The sequence below is a fragment of the Brevibacterium rongguiense genome (assembly GCF_009857845.1).
Taxonomy (GTDB): domain Bacteria; phylum Actinomycetota; class Actinomycetes; order Actinomycetales; family Brevibacteriaceae; genus Brevibacterium; species Brevibacterium rongguiense.
Window position 1 is genome coordinate 1 of record NZ_WWEQ01000103.1, and the last position, 4,606, is coordinate 4,606.

At 73.4% G+C, this 4,606-nt stretch carries 5 protein-coding genes; 3 read left to right on the forward strand and 2 right to left on the reverse strand.

Going from position 1 to position 4,606, the window contains the following annotated elements; all coding sequences use genetic code 11:
• Both GSY69_RS15245 and GSY69_RS13455 read right to left on the reverse strand, forming a co-directional pair.
• Nucleotides 1–883 (reverse strand): DUF58 domain-containing protein (locus tag GSY69_RS15245; RefSeq protein WP_160954342.1); only part of this gene is annotated, 883 nt, incomplete at its 3' end.
• Nucleotides 884–888: 5 nt separating this feature from the next.
• Nucleotides 889–1,839, reverse strand: coding sequence for an AAA family ATPase (locus GSY69_RS13455; protein WP_160954343.1), 951 nt, complete (start codon nt 1,837–1,839; stop codon nt 889–891).
• Between the two features lie 441 nt (nt 1,840–2,280).
• Between GSY69_RS13455 and mraZ the strand changes: the two genes are divergently transcribed.
• From mraZ to GSY69_RS13470, 3 genes are all read left to right on the forward strand, one after another.
• Nucleotides 2,281–2,712, forward strand: a complete 432-nt coding sequence (gene mraZ, locus GSY69_RS13460; RefSeq protein WP_160954344.1) for a division/cell wall cluster transcriptional repressor MraZ — start codon at nt 2,281–2,283, stop codon at nt 2,710–2,712.
• A gap of 168 nt (nt 2,713–2,880) precedes the next feature.
• The gene (gene rsmH / locus GSY69_RS13465) at nt 2,881–3,900 is read left to right on the forward strand and encodes a 16S rRNA (cytosine(1402)-N(4))-methyltransferase RsmH (RefSeq protein WP_160954345.1); all 1,020 of its coding nucleotides are present in this window, start codon (nt 2,881–2,883) and stop codon (nt 3,898–3,900) included.
• Entirely contained in the window at nt 3,897–4,448 is a 552-nt protein-coding gene (locus GSY69_RS13470; protein WP_160954346.1) for a hypothetical protein, read from the forward strand. Before rsmH ends, GSY69_RS13470 begins: the two co-directional genes overlap by 4 nt.
• Nucleotides 4,449–4,606 lie beyond the last annotated feature (158 nt).

Consider the following 4,606-nt stretch of genomic DNA (forward strand, 5'->3'; position numbering starts at 1 on the left):
GCAGCCGCGCGGCGACGAGGTCGAGGCGCGCGGCGCCGGCCGCGCCGCGCAGGCTCCGGTGCTCGGCGCCCCAGGCGAGGCGCACCTCGAGGCCCTGGTCGAGCAGCACGCGCACGCCTGCCGCGGCGGCCGCGATAAGGTCCTCGTCCGGCTCGGCGGTCGTCTCGAGGACCACGAGCGCGCCGGGGGACTCCTCCTGGGCCTCCTCGCGCACGACGAGGTCGCCCAGCCGCGCCGTCGTCGCCCAGTGGATGTGGCGCAGGTCGTCGCCGGGGACGTACTCGCGCGTCTGGAAGTCGCGGGTGGAGGCGCCGCGGACCAGGCGCTGCTCCTCGCGCAGCGCGACCGGCACACCGGGGCGCCGGCGCGCCGGGACGTCGAGGTCCTGCGGGGCCACCGCCACGTCGAAGGAACCCGTGAGCGTCGAGCGCACGGCGGTCAGCCCGAAGGGCCCGACGAGGTCGAGCGAGGTGCGCTCGAGGCCGCTCATCCCGCGCCGCGTGGGGGAGAAGCCCGCCTCGATGCCCACGCCCGCCCCCGCGGCGAGACCGCGCATGCGGGCCGACTGCTCGGCGCCGAAGCCGGGCCGCGGGGCGAACGCCACGACGAAGCCGCCCACCGGCAGCGGCGATCGGTTGCGCAGGGACAGACGCAGGTCGAGGTCCTCGCCCACGCGCGCCAGCGCGATCCCGTCGCACGAGCGCCCGGTCGTGGTCACGCGGGCCTCGAGGCGACGGGAGGCGAGGAGCCCCGCGAGGCCCGAGCACAGCACGAGCGCGAGCAGCAGGATGCCCGCGGGCAGCAGGCCCGGCAGCCCGAAGACGTAGGCGAGCACGATGAGGGCGACTCCGATGACCGCGAAGACGATGCCGGAGGCGGTCACCCGCATCACTGGACGGGGGTGCGGGCAACCGCCTCGCGTACGGCGGCGGCCGCATCGGCGGGATCAGCGGAATCGCGCCGGATGATCCGGTGGGCCAGGACGCTCACCGCAAGGGCCTGCACGTCATCCGGGGTGACGAACCCGCGGCCGGCCAGCAGCGCGCGCACCTGCGCGGCGCGCAGCAGGTGGAGGCCGCCGCGCGGCGAGGCGCCGAGCACGGAGCCGGGATCGGCGCGGGTCGCCGCGAGAAGGGCGACGATGTAGCCGCGCAGCTGGGGGCTGGCGGTGATCGAGCGCACCGCCTCGCGGGCGCGGACGACGTCCTCCAGGGAGGCGACGGGCCGCAGGTCCTCGAGGGCCTCGCGCCCGGACTGGTGGAGCAGGAGGTCGGCCTCGGCGGCGGGGGCCGGGTAGCCCACCGAGCTTCGCATCATGAACCGGTCGCGCTGCGCCTCGGGCAGCGAGTACGTGCCCTCCATGTCGATGGGGTTCTGCGTTGCGATGACCATGAACGGGGAGGGCATGAGGTAGGTCGTGCCGTCCACGCTCGCCTGCGATTCGGCCATGCACTCAAGCATCGCGGACTGCGTCTTGGGCGAGGCGCGGTTGATCTCATCGGCGATGACGACATTGGAGAAGATGGGCCCGGCGCGGAACTCGAAGTGGCGGCTCTCCTGGTTGAACAGGTTGACGCCGAGCACGTCGGAGGGCAGCAGGTCCGGGGTGAACTGGATGCGGCGCACGCTGCCGCCCACCACGCGGGCCAGGGTCTTGGCCAGCAGCGTCTTACCCACGCCCGGCACGTCCTCCAGGAGGAGGTGCCCGCCGGCCAGGAGCGCGGTCACGGTCAGCGAGACGACCTCGGCCTTGCCCTCCAGCACCGTGTTCATGGCGCCGTTGGCCCGCTCGGCCAGGCTGCGGGCGGCGGTGATCTGCTCTGCGGTCGCGTCTGTCATGGCCGCCATTATCCGCCACCGGGCCGGCGCGCGGCCAATCTGACCGCGCGCACCCGCCCGCCGGTGTGCGCCAGCCGCTACGTCGCACCGCGTCCACTGCCCTCCGCTGGCCGCAATCCACGCCCGTCCGCGGACCGCCATCCACTTCCCTCCCACTTCCCTCCACCGAGCGCCCCCACTATCCTCCCCATCCCTCCCCAGCGCCCCGCCCGAGGCCCACCCTGGGGGCCGTGCGGCGCCCGCGAGGGCCACGAGCGGGGTCCCACACGGCCGTCACGACACCCGGAGTACCGCTGAACCCCCACTTCGCACCACCAATCTGACGTGCGAAAACACGTAAAAAAGACGTGTCGAGAACGTCAGGCGGGAATATTGTGGGGGGAAGTGGAGTACAGTGGTGGCAATCGGAGCCGATTGGGGTTTCGAGAGGGGTGAGACGGCATGTTCTTGGGCACGCATCTGCAGCGGCTCGACGACAAGGGCCGCCTCATCCTGCCCGCGAAGTTCCGCGAGGAGCTCGCGAACGGACTCGTCCTCACCCGGGGCCAGGAGCGCTGCCTCACCCTGTTCTCCACCCGGGAGTTCGAGACCGTCCACGAGCAGATGCGCGCAGCGCCCATGACGTCGAAGGACGCCCGGGACTACCTGCGCGTGTTCCTGTCGGGCGCGGCGGCCGAGCAGCCGGACAAGCAGGGGCGGATCACCGTCCCGCAGATCCTGCGGCAGTACGCCTCGCTCGACCGGGATGTCGCAGTGATCGGCATGGGAAACCGCGTCGAGATCTGGGACTCCCCCACCTGGGAGCGCTACCTCGCGGCAACGGAAGAGGGCTTTGCCGAGCGCGAAGCGGAGGTCATCCCCGGCGTGTTCTGAGTGTTCGGTCGAGATCCTCGTCCGCCAGTGGTTTTGGGGCACTTCCCCGGTTCCAAAGCCGCGCGGTCCTGACGCACTTCCCCGGTGGCAGGGCCCGAATGGCGGACGGGGTTCTGGATCGGACAAGCGGACCGCCGGGCACCCAGTGCACAACGGGAAGGAGACGGCGTGGCCGAGCAGCCCCAGGACGGCACCCGCGCCTTCCCCCACACCCCCGTCCTCCTCGAGCGGGTCGTCGCCCTGCTGGGCCGCGGCATCGACGCGGTGGCGGCGGCCGGGCACACCCCGGTCGTCGCCGACCTCACCCTGGGCATGGGCGGCCACTCGGAGGCGGTCCTCGCCGCGAACCCGCAGGTCCGGGTCATCGGCATCGACCGCGACCAGCAGGCCCTGGCCGTTGCGACCGAGCGCCTGGCCCGCTTCGGCGAGCGCTTCACCCCCGTCCACGCCCGCGCCGACGAGCTGCCGCGCGCGCTCGACGAGCTGGGCGTGCGGAGCCTGGCCGGAGCCCTGTTCGACCTGGGCGTGTCCTCGCTCCAGCTCGACGAGGACGAGCGCGGCTTCAGCTACTCGCGGCCGGCCCCGCTGGACATGCGCATGGACCAGAGCCGCGGGACGACGGCCGCCCAGATCCTCAACACCTACTCCGAGGACGCGCTCGCCCGCATCATCGCCGACTACGGCGAGGAGCGCTACGCGCGCAAGATCGCCCGCATCATCGTCGCCGACCGCGCCGAGCGCCCCTGGGAGACCTCGGACCAGCTGGCCGGAATGCTCTCGCGCGTCATCCCGGAGCCCCCCGCCCGCGGCCGGCAGCGCGCCCGCTCCCACCCGGCCAAGCGCACGTTCCAGGCCCTGCGCATCGAGGTCAACGGCGAACTCGACAGCCTCGCCGCTGCCCTGCCCGCCGCGCTCGACGCCCTGGCCATCGGGGGAGTGGCGGTCATCGAGTCCTACCAGTCGCTCGAGGACACCGCCGTTAAGCGGATCCTGCGGGCCGGCACCGAGACCCAGGCCCCGCCCGATCTGCCCGTCGTCCCCGCCCACCTGCGGCCCTGGCTCGCCGAGGCGGTCCGCGGGGCGCAGAAGGCCTCCGCCGCGGAGGTCGAGGCCAATCCGAGGGCCGCGAGCGTGCGGCTGCGCGCGGTGGTCAAGACCGCGCCGAATCCCCGGGAGGAAACCCCATGAGCTCCGTCGCCCGCGCCGTCAACGCCGCCCCCGCGCGCCGGACCCGGCCCGCAGCCGCACCGGAGCGCGCGCGCCTGCGCCTCGTCGTCCCCGGCATCGCACGCCGGCGCGTGCCGTTCTCCGGGCTGTGCGTCGCGGCCCTCGTCGTCGGCCTGCTGGGCGTCCTGCTGGCCAACATCTACATCTCCCACAGCACGTACCGCGTCCAGCAGCTCAGCGCCGAGCAGCAGCAGCTCCACGACCGCCGCGACGAGCTCTCCGAGGACATCTCGTACCGCTCGAGCCCGCAGAACATCCAGCGGGCCGCCCTGCAGGCCGGCATGGTGCGGGCGAAGAACGCGGAGTTCATCCGCCGCTCGGACGGCTCGATCATCTCCGCTGAGAAGGCCGTGGAGATTTCGGGCAAAACACCCGAAACCGTGCCCGGGCCGCGCGCCGATACCCGCGACGACCCGCGACCGAACCTACGATCGGATGACAGGCTGCCCACGATCGGCGGCAGCGGCACTGACCTGACATCCCCCTCCGTGCACAGCCCGAACGGCTGAGGCGGCCCACCACCCCGAGGAGACCGATGCCCCACGAGTCCGACCCGCACGCACCCCGCGGGCGCTCGGCGGGCGGGCGCAGGGGCCGTGGGGCAGACGAGAGCACCGGAGCCGAGCGGACGGGCTCGGCCGCGGGCGGGCGCGCCCCCGGCCGAGCC

Bases quoted from the DNA above. Each gene is read 5' to 3' on its own strand.
- GSY69_RS13470 (WP_160954346.1), top strand. From the start codon at position 3,897: ATGAGCTCCGTCGCCCGCGCCGTCAACGCCGCCCCCGCGCGCCGGACC.
- GSY69_RS13455 (WP_160954343.1), bottom strand. From the start codon at position 1,839: ATGACAGACGCGACCGCAGAGCAGATCACCGCCGCCCGCAGCCTGGCC.
- mraZ (WP_160954344.1), top strand. From the start codon at position 2,281: ATGTTCTTGGGCACGCATCTGCAGCGGCTCGACGACAAGGGCCGCCTC.